The 17,305-nt window shown below is 38.0% G+C and carries 15 protein-coding genes and 1 riboswitch; of the genes, 9 read left to right on the top strand and 6 right to left on the bottom strand.

The window, feature by feature from the left end; genetic code table 11:
• Window positions 1-35 precede the first annotated feature (35 nt).
• Together SCI76_RS06920 and SCI76_RS06915 are read left to right on the top strand one after the other, a co-directional pair.
• A complete protein-coding gene (locus SCI76_RS06920) occupies window positions 36-1,703 on the top strand; it encodes an alpha-glucosidase (RefSeq protein ID WP_048018495.1) in 1,668 nt (555 codons plus the stop codon).
• A gap of 209 nt (window positions 1,704-1,912) precedes the next feature.
• The gene (locus tag SCI76_RS06915; protein WP_028414050.1) at window positions 1,913-3,058 is read left to right on the top strand and encodes a class I SAM-dependent RNA methyltransferase; all 1,146 of its coding nucleotides are present in this window, start codon (window positions 1,913-1,915) and stop codon (window positions 3,056-3,058) included.
• A 44-nt stretch (window positions 3,059-3,102) separates the two neighbouring features.
• On the opposite strand, the gene SCI76_RS06910 is transcribed toward SCI76_RS06915, so the two are convergent.
• A complete protein-coding gene (locus tag SCI76_RS06910; protein ID WP_013056148.1) occupies window positions 3,103-3,231 on the bottom strand; it encodes a hypothetical protein in 129 nt (42 codons plus the stop codon).
• 159 nt (window positions 3,232-3,390) lie between these two features.
• Here SCI76_RS06910 and SCI76_RS06905 point away from each other — a divergent pair, with 159 nt between their 5' ends.
• Window positions 3,391-3,885 (top strand): hypothetical protein, encoded by a 495-nt coding sequence (locus SCI76_RS06905; RefSeq protein ID WP_048018496.1) that lies wholly within the window; start codon window positions 3,391-3,393, stop codon window positions 3,883-3,885.
• Between the two features lie 34 nt (window positions 3,886-3,919).
• On the opposite strand, the gene SCI76_RS06900 is transcribed toward SCI76_RS06905, so the two are convergent.
• From SCI76_RS06900 to SCI76_RS06885, 4 genes are read right to left on the bottom strand one after another with little or no spacing between them, the layout of a single operon-like run.
• Complete coding sequence (locus SCI76_RS06900) at window positions 3,920-4,732, bottom strand: carbohydrate ABC transporter permease (RefSeq protein ID WP_028407995.1); 813 nt, start codon at window positions 4,730-4,732, stop codon at window positions 3,920-3,922.
• Between the two features lie 14 nt (window positions 4,733-4,746).
• Window positions 4,747-5,700, bottom strand: coding sequence for a carbohydrate ABC transporter permease (locus SCI76_RS06895; protein ID WP_014460932.1), 954 nt, complete (start codon window positions 5,698-5,700; stop codon window positions 4,747-4,749).
• A complete protein-coding gene (locus SCI76_RS06890) occupies window positions 5,684-6,931 on the bottom strand; it encodes an ABC transporter substrate-binding protein (protein ID WP_048018497.1) in 1,248 nt (415 codons plus the stop codon). Before SCI76_RS06890 ends, SCI76_RS06895 begins: the two co-directional genes overlap by 17 nt.
• Window positions 6,932-6,967: 36 nt before the next feature.
• Window positions 6,968-8,059, bottom strand: a complete 1,092-nt coding sequence (locus tag SCI76_RS06885) for an ABC transporter ATP-binding protein (RefSeq protein ID WP_048018498.1) — start codon at window positions 8,057-8,059, stop codon at window positions 6,968-6,970.
• A 332-nt stretch (window positions 8,060-8,391) separates the two neighbouring features.
• Between SCI76_RS06885 and SCI76_RS06880 the strand changes: the two genes are divergently transcribed.
• The 5 genes from SCI76_RS06880 (at window position 8,392) to SCI76_RS06860 (ending at window position 14,584) form a co-directional block, all read left to right on the top strand.
• Window positions 8,392-8,571, top strand: a complete 180-nt coding sequence (locus SCI76_RS06880; RefSeq protein WP_013056154.1) for a hypothetical protein — start codon at window positions 8,392-8,394, stop codon at window positions 8,569-8,571.
• Between the two features lie 224 nt (window positions 8,572-8,795).
• Window positions 8,796-10,733, top strand: a complete 1,938-nt coding sequence (locus tag SCI76_RS06875) for an ATP-dependent DNA helicase (RefSeq protein ID WP_013056155.1) — start codon at window positions 8,796-8,798, stop codon at window positions 10,731-10,733.
• A 125-nt stretch (window positions 10,734-10,858) separates the two neighbouring features.
• Window positions 10,859-12,376, top strand: coding sequence for a carboxypeptidase M32 (locus tag SCI76_RS06870; RefSeq protein WP_048018499.1), 1,518 nt, complete (start codon window positions 10,859-10,861; stop codon window positions 12,374-12,376).
• Window positions 12,377-12,473: 97 nt separating this feature from the next.
• A riboswitch (purine riboswitch) is annotated at window positions 12,474-12,575 on the top strand.
• A 103-nt stretch (window positions 12,576-12,678) separates the two neighbouring features.
• A complete protein-coding gene (locus tag SCI76_RS06865) occupies window positions 12,679-13,272 on the top strand; it encodes a xanthine phosphoribosyltransferase (RefSeq protein ID WP_028414042.1) in 594 nt (197 codons plus the stop codon).
• Window position 13,273: 1 nt separating this feature from the next.
• Window positions 13,274-14,584 (top strand): nucleobase:cation symporter-2 family protein, encoded by a 1,311-nt coding sequence (locus SCI76_RS06860; protein ID WP_048018500.1) that lies wholly within the window; start codon window positions 13,274-13,276, stop codon window positions 14,582-14,584.
• 138 nt (window positions 14,585-14,722) lie between these two features.
• On the opposite strand, the gene SCI76_RS06855 is transcribed toward SCI76_RS06860, so the two are convergent.
• Window positions 14,723-15,583, bottom strand: a complete 861-nt coding sequence (locus tag SCI76_RS06855) for a LysR family transcriptional regulator (protein ID WP_048018501.1) — start codon at window positions 15,581-15,583, stop codon at window positions 14,723-14,725.
• A 130-nt stretch (window positions 15,584-15,713) separates the two neighbouring features.
• On the opposite strand from SCI76_RS06855, the gene SCI76_RS06850 reads away from it, so the two are divergent.
• Window positions 15,714-17,138: an NAD-dependent succinate-semialdehyde dehydrogenase gene (locus SCI76_RS06850; RefSeq protein ID WP_048018502.1), complete on the top strand. Its 1,425-nt coding sequence runs from the start codon at window positions 15,714-15,716 to the stop codon at window positions 17,136-17,138.
• Window positions 17,139-17,305 lie beyond the last annotated feature (167 nt).

Below are 17,305 nucleotides of genomic sequence, written 5' to 3'. Positions count from 1 at the left end.
CTTACGTAAAAGCACTATTTTGAGGGGTTGAGCACATGGAAAAGAAATGGTGGAAAGAAGCTGTTGCGTATCAAATCTATCCGCGAAGCTTCATGGATTCAAACGGCGACGGAATTGGTGACATTCAAGGGGTTATTTCAAAATTAGACTATTTATCTGATCTTGGAATTGATGTCATTTGGATTTGCCCGATTTATCAGTCTCCTAACGACGATAATGGCTACGATATCAGTGATTATAAAGATATTATGAAAGATTTTGGAACAATGGAAGACTTTGATGAGCTGTTAGATGAAGTTCACCATCGCGGAATGAAGCTGATTATGGATTTGGTTATTAACCATACTTCAGATGAACATCCTTGGTTTTTAGAATCTAGGTCTGCTAAAGAGAATCCATATCGTGATTATTATATCTGGCACGAAGGTAAAGATGGAAAAGAGCCAAACAACTGGGAATCTATTTTTAGCGGATCAGCTTGGGAGTTCGACGAAAAGACAAAAGAATATTACATGCACGTATTTTCTAAAAAACAGCCCGATTTAAACTGGGAAAACGAAAAAGTACGTCATGAGCTTTATGAAATGGTTAACTGGTGGTTAGATAAAGGAATTGACGGCTTTCGTGTAGATGCTATTTCGCATATTAAGAAAGTGGCCGGCTTCCCAGATCTGCCGAACCCTGAAAAGCTAGATTATGTGCCATCGTTTGAAGGGCATATGAATCGACCGGGAATTCAAGAACATTTAAAAGAGCTAAAAGAAAAAACGTTTGCCAAATACGATATTATGACGGTTGGAGAGGCAAATGGTGTAACATCGGACAGCGCAGATGAGTGGGTAGCTGAAGATGGCGGAAACTTCAATATGATTTTTCAGTTCGAGCATATGGGACTGTGGGATAAAGGAGAAGAAAAACCGCTTGATTTAATCGAGTTAAAAACAATTTTAACTAATTGGCAAAATGGTTTAGAAAAAATTAACGGCTGGAACGCTTTATATTTAGAAAATCATGACCAAATTCGTTCTGTAAATAAATTCGGCAGCACAGCTTACCGAGTGGAAAGTGCAAAGTGCTTAGCTGCACTATACTTTTTAATGAAAGGAACACCGTTTATTTATCAAGGACAAGAACTTGGAATGACCAATGTTAAATTTGATTCTATTGATGATTATGATGATGTTGGGATGATTAACTACTACCGTATTCAGCGTGAAAAAGGCGATTCACATGACGAGATTATGAAAGTTATTTGGGAAACAGGCCGCGATAACTCAAGGACGCCAATGCAGTGGAATACAGAAAAAAATGCAGGATTTTCTACCGGAAACCCCTGGATGAAAGTGAACCCAAATTACGTAGACATTAACGTAGAAGAGCAGAAAAGTGATAAGAATTCGGTACTGAATTTTTACAAACAGCTCATTAAAATTAGAAAACAGCATGATGTGCTGGTGTATGGAACTTATAAGCTGTTGGCAGAAGAAGATTCCGCTATTTACGCGTATACGCGAACATTAGAAGGTAAAACCGCTGTTGTTATTTGTAATATGTCACCGAATAATCAAACGTTCGAGTTTCCTTCAGAGAGCTCATTTGCAAACAGAGAAGTGCTGATTCATAATTATCCGTTGGATAAAAACGAAACGCTTGAACAATGTACGCTGCACCCATATGAAACACGTGTATACTTACTTTCATAAACAAGTTGAGCAACCGGTTGCGCAACTGTAAAGTGGAAAGCTTTTAAAAACAAATTTAAATACGACATATGTAAAGAAACTGCTGGCTCTACCAAGAGCGAGCAGTTTCTGCATTTTGATAAAAAGACGGAGAAAGCTTTGACTACGGCGCATGTATATGGTACTTTTACACTTAGTGTAGATAATTAGAAACAAAATGAGGTTGAAAAATGGCGAAATATAAAATTATTGCAACAGCAGCAATGGGAATTGAAGCACTAGTCGCTAAAGAAGTGCGTGCTTTAGGATATGAATGTGAAGTAGATAATGGCAAGGTTATCTTTGAAGGAGACGAGCTTGCAATTGCTCGATGCAATTTATGGCTTCGTACAGCAGATCGAATTAAAGTACAGGTTGGACAGTTCAAAGCTCGTACGTTTGATGAGCTTTTTGAACAAACAAAAGCATTAAATTGGGGAGATTATTTGCCCGTAGATGCACAGTTTCCTGTATCGGGAAAATCAGTTAAATCTAAATTGTTCAGCGTATCAGATTGTCAAAGCATTGTAAAAAAAGCAATTGTTGACAGCATGAAAAAACATTATAACAAAACAACAGGCTGGCTCGAAGAAACGGGGTCAACGTTTAAAATTGAAGTAGCGTTATTAAAAGATGTTGCTACATTAACAATTGACGCAAGCGGTGCAGGACTTCATAAGCGCGGTTACCGCGTAGGACAAGGGGAAGCTCCTTTAAAAGAAACGCTGGCAGCTGCTTTAATTATGCTAACGCCGTGGAATGCGAATCGTCCGTTTGTCGATGTTTTCTGCGGTTCTGGTACAATTGCTATCGAAGCAGCGCTTATCGGTCAAAATATTGCACCAGGATTTAATCGTGACTTCTTATCAGAAGAGTGGCCGTGGATGTCAGCGAGCATTTGGGACAAAGCGCGCGAAGAAGCAGAAGACTTAGCGAACTACGACCAAGTGCTAGATATTGCTGGTCATGACATTGACCATCGTATGGTAAAAGTAGCGGAGCAAAATGCATTTGAAGCTGGACTTGGAGATTTAATTCAATTTAAGCAAATGCAAGTGCGCGATTTTACGACGCCGAAAGAATATGGAATCATTATTGGTAACCCTCCGTACGGCGAACGTTTAAGCGATCGTCCTTCTGTTGAAAAAATGTACGCTGAAATGGGCGAAGCGTTTTCTAAGCTTGATACGTGGTCGATTTATATGCTTACATCTCATGAACAGTTTGAACAGTACTACGGTAAAAAAGCGACGAAAAAACGCAAATTATTTAACGGATTTATTAAAACAGACTACTATCAGTACTGGGGACCTCGTCCTCCACGCAACGATCAATAAATACAAAAAGCCAAGCGGTGTAAAAACAGCTTGGCTTTTTGTATTTATTTCTTTTTTAAACCGCGATAAGCTAGCATTCCAAACATGCCTATCCCGAGCACGACAATTAATAAAATAAACCAAAACGTAGCATTAAGCAGGTATTTATATAGTCCGTCATAATAATCATGCATGTACTCACCCCATTATGTTTTTTTATAGTATGGGCGAGTAGCAGGGCAATATATGTATTCATTTCTTTTCAATAGCAGGCTTAAAACGAGAAATGATTAGCTTATTTCTAACATATTTACGAAAGGGAAATCTCATACTAAAACCTAAGAGGTGATAAAATGAGAAAAAATCGATCAGCACGGGTTTTTGGCGGGATGATGCTTCTTTCATGGTTAACCATCCCTTTTATAGGACGACAGCATATTAAGCGCTATTTATCATCTACTATGTTTATTTCCTTTTTAATTATGGTTGAAAGCTATATTGCTGAAAAAAAGAAGTGGTGGATATTCCCTAATCCTCCTCATCCATATTTAACAGGTGAAGCTGCTTTACTCTTAGGTCCATTTTTAGCAGGTTCTTTATGGATTAAAAAGTTCACATATGGCCATTTTGGAAGGTATATGTTATTAAATGCAATCGTAGATACATTTTTTGTTTATCCTTTTCAACGAGCTATGAGCCGTGCAAAGCTTTTTAGGATAGGCACATTTAAAGAGTACCATTTGCTAGGTATCTTTCTGTTAAAAGCTGCTTTAATGTACGTTTACCAACACCTAATAGTAGAGAAACCGAAACCTCAGCGTGCTTTAAAAAATAATCCTATAGAATAAAGGGGCAGGCAGGGAAGCGTGATTTTCTTGCCTGCTATTTTAATGCCCCAGAGGTCATTCCTGAAATGAAATGCTTTTGCAAAAACACGTACGCAATCAATAATGGAATAGAAGAAAGAACGACTGCTGAAAACAGCATAGGGTAATTGGTTAGAAATTCCCCTTGAAAGTCCAATAATGCAATAGGCAACGTTTTTACTTCTTTAGATTTTAATAATAGCAAAGGGAATAACAGATCATTCCACACGATCACAAACGAAAAAATTCCTACTGTAGCCATTGAAGGTATGGAGAGTCGAAGAGCGATTTTTGAATATATTTTCCACTCTGACGCCCCGTCCATGCGAGCGGCTTCGAATAGTTCCTTTGGCAAAGTTTTCATAAACCCCGTTATAATAAACACACCGATAGGAAGCAAAAAACTTATGGAGACGATAATGACCCCTGTTAGCGTATTGACCAGTCCAAGCTTATTCATCAGCAAAAAGACAGGAATCATATTGACTTGAGTAGGGACAATCATTCCGCAAACAAAAAAACCGTATACAATCCATCCAAGCTTTTGAGGTAGCTGAATAATAGCGTAAGCAATCATGCTTGAAAACCATAGAATAAAAAACGTGCTAAAGACGGTAACAATCACGCTGTTTTTAATATAGCCAAAGATGGGTTCATTGACGAGCAGCTGTTTATAATTTTCAATATTCCAGCCTGCTGGTAATCCGATTGGGTTGCTGTAAAGTTCAGGCGTTGTTTTAAAGGTTGTTAATAGAACCAAGCTTAAGGGCAACAGAATGATTAAACCGTATATCCCTAAAATCAGTTGTCTGAATGGATTTTGTTTCATAAAAGAATCTCCTTTTACATTTTGGTCAAGCGAAGTACGCGAAATTGAAGAAACGTTAAAAGAGCAATTACAATCATAAATACAACGGAAATGGCAGAGGCATAGCCGAAACGAAAATTAATAAAAGCTTCGTGATAAAGAAGTGTCGAAAGAATTTCAGTTGAGTTGGAGGGACCTCCATTTGTCATTGCAATGATTAAATCAAATGCTTTAAAGCTTTGTATGGTCGTATAAGCCACAACCATTGTCGTAGCTGGAGCTAAAAGAGGCCACGTAATGCGCTTGAATTTTTGCCATCGTGTTGCTCCATCAATACTAGCAGCCTCATATAACTCACTGGGAATAGCTTGAATTCCAGCTACAAAAATAATAAGCATTTGACCAGTATGTGCCCAAAATTGTACAAAAGCCAAGCTGTAAATGGCAATATGTCCATTTCCAATCCAAGACTGGGTCCAATGCTCAAGGCCTATTTTACTTAAAAATAGGTTAACTCCTCCAATGTTGGGGTCATACATAAAGTTCCACGTGAACGCAATCGACACAGACGAAATAATCGTCGGTACAAAAAAGAGTGAGCGATAAAATGTATTCCATGCAGAATTTTTATAAAGTAAGAGTGCAAAGCCTAAGCTCAATAACGTTTGAAAGATCAGCACGCCAATTGTGAACTTTAAGTTGTTTGTAAGAGACTGTGTAAAAATAGCATCGTTTGTTAAAATTTCTTTGAAGTTTTGAAACCCTACAAATGAGAATTGAGAAGACAATCCATTCCAATCAGTTGTGCTTAAAAATAACGCAGAAAGCGTTGGCAATGCAAAGAAAACAGTATATATGACAAAACCAGGAAGTAAAAATAACCATAGATGTTTGCTTTTAGAGATATTTTTAAATGAAAAGAGAGGAAAAGAGAACGAAGGGGTTCTCTTTTCTTCTTCTTGAATAGACGTATTAGTTTTTAGCGACACGTTCTACCTCTCCTTGTGCTTTTTCAGCAGCTTTTTTCGCTGACATACCGGATAGTACGTCCTGTACAGATGTTTCAACAGCTTTTGATACGCGCTCATTTAAAATGGTGAATCGAGGTTGGAAGACCGTTTTTTTGTCTTTCCACTTTGCGCTTTCTTTGAGTTCAGGTGAATCATATTTCACGTCTTTGACCGTTAATAACTGGCCAGTAGCATTTGCATACTCAGAAGAAATCTTTGGATCTGCAAGGAAAGTTAAAAATTTCTTAGCAGCTTCTTTGTGTTTTGATTTTTCAGCAACACCTAATAAGAATGTTGTGGTATGAACACCTTCGTATTTGGCTTTATCTTGATCCACTGTAATCGGTGCAAGCAAACCTTGATCAATCTTTGGATTTTGCTGTTTGACTGTAGCCATCATATAAGAACCTTGAGCAAGCATTGCGCCTTTTTCCTGAGCAAAAAGTGCTGCAGCACTTTCTTTTTTCGTACCAAGAGCATCTTTTTGGAAGTAACCTTTATCATTTAATTCTTTAATTTGAGATAGGGTTTTGATAAACCATTCATCAGTTAGCTTGCGCTTGCCCGTTTCTACTTCGTGAAGGGCGTTGTTTGTAGGTTCGTTATTCATAATCATTGGGTTAATAAATTGAGAAGGACTTACGTCTCCTGAAAATAAAATCGGCGTGTAACCATTTTTCTTTAATGTTTCAGCTGTTTTTAAAAAGCTATTCCAGTCTTTAGGAACATCTAAATTTAGTTTTTCAAAAATGCCTTTGTTATAGACAGGGATGTTATAGACTAGCTGATAAGGAAGAGCATATTGCGTATTATCCGCTTTACCCGCTTGGATTAGCTTTTCGTCAAATTTGCTGAGTAAGTTTTGGTCGTCCAGCTTTGCAAAACCGTTTGCTTTGCGAATCGTTTCAAATTGACTTCCTGGAAAACTAGCAAATATATCGATGCCTTCTCCAGATAGTAGAGATCCTTGAATTTGTGATTGATATGAATCCGAAGGAAAGACGGTCATCTCTACATGAATATTTGGGTTTTTCTTTTCAAATTGCTCAATGATAGAATCAAAGGCTTTCGTATCTTCTCCTCGCCAATGCGTAAAGTTAATGGTTACTTTTTTTGAAGAATCGCTGCTGTCGCCGCTTGTTGAACTGTTTTTACCGCAGCCCGCGATGATTACGGTGAGCATTGCTAACAAAATTAATAATTTTTTCATTTTAGTTCCCCCATTTATAGAATTCTTTTTAGATAGTTATTGGTCAATTGTGATACGGTTGGTAGATGCTTGGTCAAAGAAATGAGCATGATTCATTTGAAAATGAAACGGAAAGTGCTGATGAACTTGAATATGTTCATCCCCAGGGATTTTAGCCACAAAGAGCTGCTCTCCTAAACTGCTGTATAGTATGTACTCTGCTCCTAATAACTCAGACACATCTACCGGTAATGAAATATGAGGAGCATAAGAAGCAGCGCGCGTAATATGCTCGGGTCGAATTCCTACAGTAATGAATTGATTATTGTAGCCTTTTTCATGTAACGAATGCATTTGATTTTCTGTCAGTTGAAACTCATGTTCACTGATGTGCAGTTTGCTGTTCACTACTTTTCCTGTGAAAAAGTTCATTCCCGGTGAGCCTATAAAACTGGCTACAAACGTATTCTCTGGAGCATTATACACTTGCATAGGTGAACCTATTTGCTGAATTTTTCCGTCTTTCATAACTACGATTCTACTTGCCATCGTCATGGCTTCTGTTTGATCGTGCGTTACATAAATAATGGTCGTCTGCAGCCTCTGATGAAGCTTACTGATTTCAGCACGCATTTGTACGCGAAGCTTCGCATCAAGATTAGACAAAGGCTCATCCATTAAAAAAATTTGGGCATTCCGTACAATAGCTCTTCCTAAAGCAACCCGCTGACGCTGACCTCCTGATAACGCTTTTGGCTTGCGTTTTAAATAGGGTTCTAAGTCCAAAATACGAGCCGCTTCACGAACGCGCTCATCGATTTCTTGTTTAGGGACTTTGCGGAGCTGTAAGCCAAATGCCATGTTGTCGTAAACAGTTAAATGAGGGTAAAGCGCGTAGTTTTGAAACACCATTGCAATATCCCGGTCCTTAGAAGGTAAATCGTTGGCACGATCTCCATTAATAAGCAAATCTCCTTCTGTTATCGATTCAAGGCCGGCGATCATTCGAAGGGTAGTGGATTTGCCGCACCCTGAAGGTCCTACAAATACAATAAATTCTTTGTCTTGAATATGAAGATTGAAATTATCAACTGCAAGACTATCTTTTCCGTATTTTTTATACACATGCTGTAACTGCAGTTCTGCCATTTTTTCTCCTTTCAGCAGGCTTTTAAAAAAATAAAAGCCTCTAATTGCACAGACGGATTGTACGTGTATCTGGCAATCAGAGGCTATCGGTTGACCGGTAAGCCTGTAGTATGTAGTTTTGAGTAATTGAATCTGTAAGTAATTTTAAAATATATTATTCCTATACGTCAAGTGAGAATTAAAATATTTTAATAAGTTCGATTATTTTTTTAAATGAAAGGATCCATTTATTAAGCCAGAGATGCTGGTTTTGAGAATAAAATAAACAGCTGGTGTATAGAATGATAGTATTCACTTTTATAGTAAGCACTACAGAGAGAGGATGTTTATAAATGGATAGAAACACGCAGTTCACTATGATTCGTCAAGCGTTGGAAAACAGCTATCATTTAATGCAGCAGGGAATAGAAGTTAGCGGAGAGACGCTTACTCAGCTGGAACAAGCAAAAGCCGAGTATGAAGCGGCCTTTTTATTGTCTCAGTCCACGGATTCCAAATTCCGCTGTAATTAATTTTTTAATAGCACTTATTCCGTTTGCGTTCTATACACCCAGCTTTTATATAAAAAGGTTCTGTCCTTACAGGCAGAACTTTTTTATGTTCAGCTCTTTTTATTGACATTTTAGATAAAGTAGTCAATAATTAAGTTTTGCTTACATGAGAAATTTACTAGATAAAAAGAAGTGAAGCTAATTTTTATTGATAGATATTTACATAAATAAAGGAGTCAGTATCGATGATGAGAGAGCGGTTGCCTTTTACAATTGAGCGGGATGAAAACTTTTTTGACAAATTAAATGAATGGATAGGTGATGTTTTTTATGATCATCTTCCAGACGCAGGGTTAGAACTTCGGGATGAACAAATTTTTATGGCTTTTCAAATCGAACGAGCTTTTAAAGAAAAAAATGTAATCTTTGCAGAAGCAGGTGTAGGAACAGGGAAAACCATTGTGTATTTACTGTACGCTATTTGTTATGCAAGGTATATTGGCAAGCCGGCTATTATTGCATGTGCGGATGAAACATTAATTGAACAGTTAGTAAAAGCCGAAGGGGACATTGCCAAGCTCTCTGGTATTTTAGATATTAACATGGATGTTCGCCTAGCAAAATCTCAAGATCAGTATCTGTGTTTAAAGAAATTAGATGCTGTGACAGCACGAACAGATAATGAAAACATTGAAGAAATTTACGATACGCTTCCTGATTTTGTTCATGATCATAGTGGTATGCAGTCGTTCTATCACTACGGAGACCGTAAAGAATATCCTCATTTAACGGATGAGGAATGGAATCAAATTAACTGGGATACGTTTCAAGATTGCTCTTCCTGTGAGCAGCGTCATAGATGTGGCTTAACGCTTTCACGCGAGCACTATAGAAAAGCACATGACTTAATTATTTGCTCTCACGATTTTTACATGGAACACATTTGGACATATGAAGCCCGCAAGCGTGAAGGACAGCTTCCGCTTCTTCCTGAAAGCAGCTGTGTTGTATTTGATGAAGGTCACCTGCTGGAATTTGCTGCACAAAAGGCTTTAACGTATCGCATTCAAGAAGATACGTTAGAAAACTTGTTAACGCGTCTATTAGAAAATGACGTGCGAGAAGAATTTGCTGTGAAGATCGAGCACGCTATCGATGTGTATGCAATGTTCTTTGACCGTTTAAGTGAAGCAAGCACAGAAATCGTTGGTTCTAGCCGTAAAGAAGTAGCCCGAACAAACGGATTACAAAGTGTAGGAAAAGAACTTTTATCGCTGCTTGAACATATTGGAAACGAGCTTGTGTTTGAGAGTGAGACCTATACAGTAGACGAATATACGCTGCGAATTGTAGATGAGTACCTAGATCAAATTGATTATTCGCTGCGCTTATTTATGGACAACGAAAATGCCATCTACTGGGTGGAAGAAAACAACTGGCAGCTGACGTTGGTTATTATGCCGCAAGCAGTAAAAGACGTCTTAAAAGAACGAGTATTTGCGAAAAAAATACCATACATTTTCACTTCTGCCACTCTTTCAGATAACCAATCGTTCGATTATTTAGCATATAGCTTAGGAATTGCAAAGCCGCTTTCTTTTTCAGTTGAATCGCCATTTGATTATGATGAGCAAATGAAAATTGCGGTGAAAAATGTTTCGGATGATCAAGAAGAAGCGTTTGCTGAAAAATTTGCCTTTGCTGTTGCTCAGCTCGAAAAAACGAACGGACGAGCACTTTTATTGTTTAACAGTAAAGAAGAACTAGAGATGTTCAAAGAAGTTTCCAAAGAGTTAAATCAGTACACATTTTTATTTGAAGGCGATCAAGAAATCAGTAAATTAGTGTCTCAGTTCCAAAGGGAAGAAGAAACGATTTTATGCGCTGTTCATTTGTGGGAAGGGTTGGATATTCCTGGACCTTCGTTATCGAATGTAATTATTTGGTCTCTGCCGTATCCGCCAAATGATCCGGTCTTTGAAGCAAAGCGCAATCAAGTAGTCGATCCATTTTGGGATGCAGATATGCCGTATATGCTTCTTCGCTTAAAGCAAGGAGTTGGAAGGCTGATTCGCTCTCATAATGATAAGGGTCTAATCACGATCTTTATGCCAAAAAGCACGGATTCAAAAGTGCGTTCAATCATTGAACAAAATGTTCCAACCAAAATAGAAAACGTATAAAAAAGCGCGGTGGCAGCCGCGCTTTTTTATATGCACAATAGATTGAATTTTCAGTTATATACACACCGTTACTATTATGATAAAATAATTTATGGTGAAATAAGGAAAGTAAGGAGGAAAAAACAATGAGAGAAGACATACAGAAAATTGAGAAACAGTTTTATGAATACATGAATAAAATCAAAAGTTATCACGAGGCAATCGGAGTGATGTACTGGGATTTGAGAACGGGTGCTCCAAAAAAAGGGGCGGATCAGCGTTCTGAAGTGATTGGCATGATGTCATCAGAAGCGTTCAATCTTTCCATTTCTAATGAAATGGCAGGTTTTATTGAGAAATTAACGAACCCTGAGTCACAGCCTTACATAAACGATATTACGAAAAAAGCGATGGAAGAATGTAAAAAAGAATATGACTTAAATAAAAAGATTCCTCCGCACGAATATAAAGAATACGTTACGTTAACTTCAAAAGCGGAGTCAATTTGGGAAGAAGCAAAAGAAAAAGCAGATTTTGCTTTATTTCAACCGTACCTTGAAAAAATTGTAGCGTTTAATCAGAAGTTTGTGGAGTATTGGGGGTATGAAGGAAACAAATATAACCGTTTATTAGACCTTTTTGAACCGGGAATGACGGTTGAAATTTTAGACGAGGTATTTGGAAAGCTGCGGGAGCATATTGTGCCTCTTGTTCAGCGAATCGCCGGGTCAAATACAAAGCCCAATACGGAATTTTTATTCCGTACTTTTCCAAAAGAAGCGCAAAAGCAATTTAGTCTAGACGTGTTAAAAACACTCGGCTATGATTTTGAAGCGGGGAGACTTGATGAAACCGTCCATCCTTTTGCTACTGGCTTAAACCCGGGAGATGTGCGCATCACCACTAAATATGCCGAGAACGATTTCCGAACGGCTATTTTTGGCACGATTCACGAATGCGGCCATGCTTTATATGAGCAGAATATTTCAAAGGATCTTGTTGGCACGGTTCTATGTGAAGGTACTTCAATGGGAATTCATGAATCACAGTCGCTGTTTTTTGAGCAGTTTGTCGGGAAAAACAAAGCATTTTGGCAGCATCATTACGACGTACTAAAAAAGCATGCGCCGGAACAGTTTGACGATGTAGGTTTAGAAGATTTTTACCGAGGAGTAAATGAAGCAAAACCGTCTCTTATTCGTATTGAAGCAGATGAGTTAACGTATCCTCTTCATATTATGATTCGTTACGAAATTGAAAAAGGATTAATAAACGGGGAGTATAAAGTTGAGGATTTACCGGAAATTTGGAATGAGAAATACGAAGAATATTTAGGGGTTCGTCCAAGTCACGATGGAGAAGGCGTGCTTCAGGACGTACACTGGGCCGGAGGAAGCTTTGGGTACTTCCCTTCCTATGCTCTGGGCTATATGTACGCAGCGCAGTTTAAGCATACCATGTTAAAAGACTTGCCTAATTATGATGAACTCTTGGAAAAAGGAGAAATTTCGCCGATTACAAATTGGTTAACAGAACATATTCACCAGTACGGAAAAATGAAAAAACCTCTTGAAATTTTAAACGATGTGACGGGTGAAGGGCTAAATGTAGATTATTTAATTCAATATCTAGAAGAGAAATACGGACAAATTTATCACGTATAAAAAGCGCTATAACCGAATATTATGTTTTGTATTGCAAGTAAATGTTCGAAAATATCTTTTTTAGATATTTTCAAATAAAAGATTTGCTGATATAATACAAGTAACTCAATAACGCACTCATATAATGACGAGAATAAGGCTCGTAAGTATCTACCAAACTACCGTAAATAGTTTGACTATGGGTGAGCGATGAAGTTTGTTTTTCACTTTTGTGCGTAAAAGCTCAAAAACATTGCTCTACTCATATACGAGTGCAGCTATGTTTTTGAGCTTTTTTAATACAAACGTTGGAGGAACGAACTATGAAAGCTTTGCAAAACAAAATTTTAACAGATGGAATCGTATTATCGGACACGGTTTTAAAAGTAGACACATTTTTAAACCACCAAATGGATCCTGTACTGATGAAAGAAATTGGAGAAGAATTTGCTTCGCGCTTTGAAAATGCAGGAATTACGAAGATTTTAACGATTGAATCATCAGGAATTGCTCCAGCGATTATGACCGCATTGAAGCTAAACGTTGAGATGGTGTTTGCCAGAAAAAGAAAATCTTTAACACTTCAAGACGGACTCATTACATCAAAAGTATATTCATTTACAAAAAAAGAAGAAAATGAAATTTCAGTTGCTGATAAATTTATTCGAGAAGATGACGTGATTTTAATTATTGATGACTTTTTAGCAAACGGCCAAGCTGCATTCGGCTTGATGGATATCGTACAAAAAGCAGGTGCTAAAGTAGGCGGCATTGGTATTGTTATTGAAAAAGCGTTCCAAGATGGAGGAAAACAAATTCGTAAATCAGGCGTTAAAGTAGAATCATTAGCGCGCATTCAGTCTTTATCAAATGGTAAAGTTACATTTGCTGAAGATAAACCGACAGTGGAGGTTTAATATGAATAAAGGAAAAGTCTTTTCACTTGGTTTACAGCATGTTTTAGCTATGTACGGAGGTGCGATTGTTGTCCCGCTTATTGTTGGAGGAGCCATTGGCTTGACTCAGCAGCAGCTTACGTATTTAGTGGCGATTGACTTGTTTATGTGCGGTGTGGCAACGCTACTGCAAGTATGGAAAAATCGTTTTTTCGGTATTGGTCTTCCAGTTGTATTAGGGTGTACGTTTACTGCCGTAGGACCTATGATTTCAATTGGAGGTTCTTACGGCGTTTCCTCCATATATGGTTCTATTATCGTCGCCGGTTTACTCATTGTCCTTCTTTCTGCTTTTCTAGGTAAATTGGTTAAGTTTTTCCCTCCTTTAGTTACGGGTTCGGTTGTAACGATTATTGGAATTACGTTAATTCCTGTAGCGATTAAAGATTTAGCTGGAGGAGAAGGAAGTAAAGATTTTGGCAGCTTGAGCAATTTAGGTTTAGGTTTTGGCGTTTTGCTATTAATTATTGTTCTGTATCGATTTACAAAAGGATTTATGCGCTCCGTCTCTGTGTTATTAGGATTGGTTGTTGGAACAATTGCAGCGTCTTTTATGGGGAAAGTCGATTTTTCCGGCGTAAAAGAAGAAGCGTGGGTTCATATGCCACATGTGCTGTACTTTGGGATGCCAACTTTTAATATTATGGCCATCCTGACAATGTTCCTTGTTTTACTTGTTGGCATTGTCGAGTCCACAGGCGTTTATTTTGCCGTTAGTGATATTTGTAAAAAAGAAGTGGATGAAAAAGATTTATCTAAAGGCTATCGTGCAGAAGGATTGGCGATTTTATTAGGCGGATTTTTTAACGCATTTCCTTATACAGCGTATTCTCAAAATGTAGGACTTTTACAGTTGTCAGGTGTTCGCACAAGAAATGTTGTATTTGCAGCGAGTGGAATTTTAATCATTTTGGGCTTTCTACCTAAAATCGCAGCCGTGACGACAGTTATCCCGAGCTCTGTACTTGGAGGAGCTATGGTAGCCATGTTTGGGATGGTCATCTCTTCAGGTATAAAAATCCTTAGTCAAGTTGATTTAGCAAAACAAGAAAACCTTCTTGTAATTGCATGTTCGGTTGGCATGGGTCTAGGGGTGACGGTTGTACCTGAACTCTTCAAAAACTTACCAGAAAGTCTTCAAGTTCTCACTGGAAGCGGTATTGTGATGGGGAGTTTTACAGCAATCTTTTTAAATATTGTCTTTAATATGATGAAATCACCGCGTGCGCAAGTTGCGGAAACAAAATTAGCAAATGAAGTAATATCGAAATAAAAAGAGGCTGGCGCCAAAATATTTTAGTTGAAGAAGATCCGAACGATTAATCGTTCGGATCTTTTCAATGTCATAGGGAACATAGCTGTAACAAGCGATTCATAGTAGATTATTTGTCCAATTTGGTCGTCTTTCCTATTAAGACCGTGTTTTGAAAAACAGTGTATAAAGCATTTTCCCCACGTCAGGATTTTTTGCCACTAATGAAATTTCTCTTTTGAATTTGAAGTCTGTAATAGACAATGCTTTAATGTTTGAGCTTTGTAAATGGCGCATAAAAATTTCAGGGAGAATTGAAATACCTAAATTAGCTGAAATAAATCCCATAATACTTTGAGCAAATTCAATTTCATTGGCAATGGGAATTTTTAAGTTATGACGATTGTACGCTTTTTCTACTAGTGTCCGAACATCGCACCCTGGAGGGAGAACTACAATGGGTTCTTCTTTGAAATCTTCAAATGATACGCTTTCTTTTTCTGCTAACGGGTGCTGATCATTCACAAATAAATAAAAGTCTTCTTTGAATAATAGTTTTGACCAGTAAGTATGTTGAACCTCTCGATCATCAAATAAAGCCCCGTCAATTTGATTGCTTTCTAAATGCTCTAACAAATCATAATAGTGATGCGAGGTTTTTATATCAATATGGCGATTGTGGTCTTTAGCAGAAGCCAGTTGATAAGGTAAGTAAAAAGCAGCCATACTCTGCCACGTTCCGATAGTTAAATCACAAGCTTCTTGCGTAGACACTAATTTTTTTTGAAGAGCATGAACGCTTGATAGTATGGATTCACCTTCTTGTAAAAGAATTTCACCTGCTGAGGTTAATTCTACTCCTGTAGCGGAGCGAATAAATAATGTTACTCCTAAATCTTCTTCTAGTTTTCTCATTTGCTTACTGAGTGCGGGCTGCGTCATATGCAGCTGTTCGCTTGCTTTGCTTAAGCTTTTTGTTTTGGCTGTTTCAATAAAAGACTCAAGCCATTCTGTTTTCATATTTATCACCTATAACCTTTTGTTATACCCATAGTATAGAAGGGAAGTTCTCATAAATCAATGAGGATGCTAGTGTATATAGTGTAGTTAACACAGCACAAAGAAATTCACACAACTAGGAGGATGAATGATGTATCCAAACAAACTATATATTAACGGTGAATGGACAACAACAGAAGAGAAAATTGATGTGATTAATCCAGCAACAAAAGAAGTTATAGGACAAATTCCAAAGGCAGGCGCAAAGGAAGCAGCACTTGCCGCTGATGCAGCGGCTGCAGCTTTTAAAACATGGTCGAAAAGAACCGCTCAAGAGCGCAGTTCTATTTTAATGAGATGGCATCAACTAATTGAAAATCATAAAGATGAACTAGCAGAAATTATGACAACGGAACAAGGCAAACCATTTGCAGAAGCAAAAGGTGAAGTGCAGTATGGCAATGATTATATTGCTTGGTTTGCTGAAGAAGGAAAGCGTGTATATGGTGAAACGATTCCAGCTCATCATACGCATAAGCGTATTACGGTTAAAAAACAGCCTGTTGGCGTTGTAGCAGCTATTACGCCATGGAACTTCCCTGCAGCCATGATTACGCGTAAAGTGGCCCCAGCTCTTGCAGCAGGATGTACAATTGTTTTAAAACCATCTGAAGAAACACCATTTACAGCATTTCGTTTAGTAGAACTCGCAGAAGAAGCGGGCGTTCCACAAGGTGTGATCAATGTTGTTACTGGAGATGCAGCAGCTATTGGCGACACATGGCAAAAAGACGGACGCATCCGAAAATTAACATTTACTGGTTCAACAGCGGTTGGTAAACATCTAATGCGCGGTGCTGCTGATACTGTGAAAAAATTATCGCTGGAATTAGGCGGTCATGCACCGTTTATCGTAACAGAAAAAGCAGATTTAGACGCTGCTGTAAACGGCGTAATTGCTTCTAAGTTTGTCAACGCAGGTCAAACGTGCATCTGCACAAACCGCGTATACGTACAAGAATCCATTGCAGATGCTTTCGTTGAAAAATTTGCAGCAAAAGCGGCGGAATTAACAGTAGGAAACGGATTAGAAGAAGGTACACAAGTTGGACCGTTAATTAACGACAAAGCGGTTGAGAAAGTAAAAGCACAAATTGCGGATGCAAAAAGTAAAGGAGCTAAAGTTGTAGTTGGCGGACAAGCTATAACAACTAAAAACGGTTTCTTTATGGAGCCGACAATTATCACAAATGTAACTGATGACATGAATTGCATGTTTGAAGAAACGTTTGGGCCATTGGCACCTGTAGCAACATTCAAAACAGTAGAAGAAGCCGTAGAACGAGCAAACAATAGCCCTTATGGTTTAGCAGCTTACGTATTTACAGAAAACATTAAAGAAGCAACGTTTGTATCTGAAGAATTAGAATACGGCATTGTAGGAGTAAATGATGGCTCTCCATCTGCAGCTCAAGCTCCATTCGGCGGCTTTAAAGAAAGTGGCCTTGGACGTGAAGGAAGTCATTACGGCATTGAAGATTATTTAGAAGTAAAATATATCTCAATGGGACTTTAATAAAAAGTAGGACAAAAATAGTTTAGTCGAAGTGAAATACGAACTAGCAACTAATAATCAAAATTATTGGTTGTTAGTTCGTATTTTTTTATTGTTAAGATGGACGTAGCTTTCATGCGTTTCGTTGCTTCTAGCGGATTAATCCCATTTGTTCGTCTTTAGGTCGG

Source organism: Priestia sp. HNGD-A6 (assembly GCF_045784335.1).
In the GTDB taxonomy this organism is placed as follows: Bacteria; Bacillota; Bacilli; order Bacillales; family Bacillaceae_H; genus Priestia; species Priestia zanthoxyli.
This window is presented reverse-complemented; position numbering and strand designations above follow the sequence as displayed.

Coding starts and splice junctions, on each gene's coding strand:
- SCI76_RS06920 (WP_048018495.1), top strand. CDS start 36: ATGGAAAAGAAATGGTGGAAAGAAGCTGTTGCGTATCAAATCTATCCG.
- SCI76_RS06915 (WP_028414050.1), top strand. CDS start 1,913: ATGGCGAAATATAAAATTATTGCAACAGCAGCAATGGGAATTGAAGCA.
- SCI76_RS06910 (WP_013056148.1), bottom strand. CDS start 3,231: ATGCATGATTATTATGACGGACTATATAAATACCTGCTTAATGCTACG.
- SCI76_RS06905 (WP_048018496.1), top strand. CDS start 3,391: ATGAGAAAAAATCGATCAGCACGGGTTTTTGGCGGGATGATGCTTCTT.
- SCI76_RS06900 (WP_028407995.1), bottom strand. CDS start 4,732: ATGAAACAAAATCCATTCAGACAACTGATTTTAGGGATATACGGTTTA.
- SCI76_RS06890 (WP_048018497.1), bottom strand. CDS start 6,931: ATGAAAAAATTATTAATTTTGTTAGCAATGCTCACCGTAATCATCGCG.
- SCI76_RS06885 (WP_048018498.1), bottom strand. CDS start 8,059: ATGGCAGAACTGCAGTTACAGCATGTGTATAAAAAATACGGAAAAGAT.
- SCI76_RS06880 (WP_013056154.1), top strand. CDS start 8,392: ATGGATAGAAACACGCAGTTCACTATGATTCGTCAAGCGTTGGAAAAC.
- SCI76_RS06875 (WP_013056155.1), top strand. CDS start 8,796: ATGATGAGAGAGCGGTTGCCTTTTACAATTGAGCGGGATGAAAACTTT.
- SCI76_RS06870 (WP_048018499.1), top strand. CDS start 10,859: ATGAGAGAAGACATACAGAAAATTGAGAAACAGTTTTATGAATACATG.
- SCI76_RS06865 (WP_028414042.1), top strand. CDS start 12,679: ATGAAAGCTTTGCAAAACAAAATTTTAACAGATGGAATCGTATTATCG.
- SCI76_RS06860 (WP_048018500.1), top strand. CDS start 13,274: ATGAATAAAGGAAAAGTCTTTTCACTTGGTTTACAGCATGTTTTAGCT.
- SCI76_RS06855 (WP_048018501.1), bottom strand. CDS start 15,583: ATGAAAACAGAATGGCTTGAGTCTTTTATTGAAACAGCCAAAACAAAA.
- SCI76_RS06850 (WP_048018502.1), top strand. CDS start 15,714: ATGTATCCAAACAAACTATATATTAACGGTGAATGGACAACAACAGAA.